Here is a 1,671-nt window from a genome sequence, read left to right on the forward strand (position 1 = left end):
CTCTGCCCGCTGCACTAAAAGATACCGCTGCCGGGACAGAGCACGGCGCTTACGCGGTCTGATCAGCCGAGGTTCCGCAGCCTGCGCGACTGCAGGAGCCACTCAGGGCGAAAAACGCTTGTCCGGTGGGTCGATTACGGCGATCTTCACGTCAGACGGCACGCAACTTGGGGAATGTCGGTTCGGCACCGATCCCGGCTCGCAGGTGATCGCCAAGCTGCTAGGCATCCACCGCGAGGTGCGTGTCAGCGACGCGCGCCTAATCGCGGCGCCTGACAAGGTCCACCTCTTCTCCAAGGGCGTGTCGCTGCGCTATCGCTGGGGGCTGGTCTTTCCGGCAGGGCCGCTATGTCCCAGTCCAAAGCCCTGCGACGGATTGTGCCACCATGAAACCCGCCCTTGTCCTGACCGCAGCGCTCTGGCCCGCCCTGGCCGGGGCCGAGACGCTAAAATGCGGCCCGTTCGACGTGACCTTTTCCGACACCGCATGCGGCATCACCTATGTCGACGGCGTGCTCAAGGCGGCCGGCGATGCGCGCGTGTGCGAGATCTCGAACCCGCAACTGCGCATCCTGACCGTGGCCGCGGACCTGAGCTTTGTCTACGAGGACACTGACGACGACCGCGTGACCCGGGGCACCTGTGTCTCGCGCTGACTCAGCCGCGCACGACCCGTCCGCCCGCGCGCGCCCAGTGCGCCAAGCCGCCGATATTGTGCACCTCGTGGCCCATGCGCTGCGGCAGGCCCTTGGCCATGGCGGATCTTGTTTGGGGTTGATTTAAGTTTGTTCAAATCATTTGGGTGATTTTTTGTTTTTTGGAATAACGCTGCTTTCGGACTCCGTTCATTTTCAACAATCAAGCGAACGAGTTGACCGCTGATGTCGTTGACCACGATCTCTGTGCTGTACTGATCTTGGCCGGATTGATCCTGCCATTTTCTCGTTTGCAGCCGGCCTTCGACGTAAATTTCGCTTCCCTTTTTTGATAACTTTGAGCGTAAAGCCACGGGTTCTGATCAAAGATGCTGACAGTGTGCCGTTCAGTTCGCTCCCGTTTTTCGCCTGAGCCTTGATCTGTCCATTGCTCGCTGGTGGCGACGTGCAGGTTGGGAACTTTTGGGCCGCTCGTCATGTCTCGAACATCTGGGTCCGCGCCCAGGTTGCCGATGATGATCACCTTAGTCACGCTGACAGCAATAGCCTATACTCCTTCGTTGAAGCTCGCCACCGATCATTTGGTTGAGGTCAGGAGGCGATGCTTGCCGAAGCAACGGAAGGAATTGCGGGAGGTGAATTCATAACGCTTGCACCACCTGCTCTCTCCACGGTTCCCCCACCAGGAAGCACAAATCATAGAGGCTCAACGAGGACACTTCTCGCCCGCAGGTCAGTCGCTTCAACACCTCCGGTGCCGGATGGGCCAACCGCAGATGACGGCTCATATAGCTTCCCCTTCGCCGCTCCCGGCCAGGAGCTGTGAATGGGTTGGATACAGCGCTCAACACCATGAGGCATGACCACTTCGTCTAGCAGGCTGATCCTTCCTCACTTGATTGCTTTGCACAGTTGACGGCGACCCAGTTTGTAGGGCTGCGAAGGATAGGGAAGAGCGGATAGGATATCTGAGAGACCCATAATTGGGTAAAAGAATAATGTTATATCATAACAT

Annotated in this window: 1 protein-coding gene and 1 pseudogene; one reads left to right on the top strand and one right to left on the bottom strand. The window is 58.3% G+C overall.

Translation table 11 applies throughout. From position 1 onward, the window contains the following. Positions 1 to 386: 386 nt before the first annotated feature. Complete coding sequence (locus KG698_RS15155) at positions 387 to 656, top strand: hypothetical protein (protein ID WP_213686379.1); 270 nt, start codon at positions 387 to 389, stop codon at positions 654 to 656. Positions 657 to 889: 233 nt separating this feature from the next. Here the strand turns inward: KG698_RS15155 and ssb are convergent. Beyond that, positions 890 to 1,200 (bottom strand): annotated as a pseudogene (gene ssb, locus KG698_RS15160) (single-stranded DNA-binding protein); the annotation flags it as partial. Between the last annotated feature and the right edge of the window lie 471 nt (positions 1,201 to 1,671).

The organism is Roseicyclus sp. (assembly GCF_018402035.1).
Taxonomy (GTDB): Bacteria; Pseudomonadota; Alphaproteobacteria; order Rhodobacterales; family Rhodobacteraceae; genus Roseicyclus.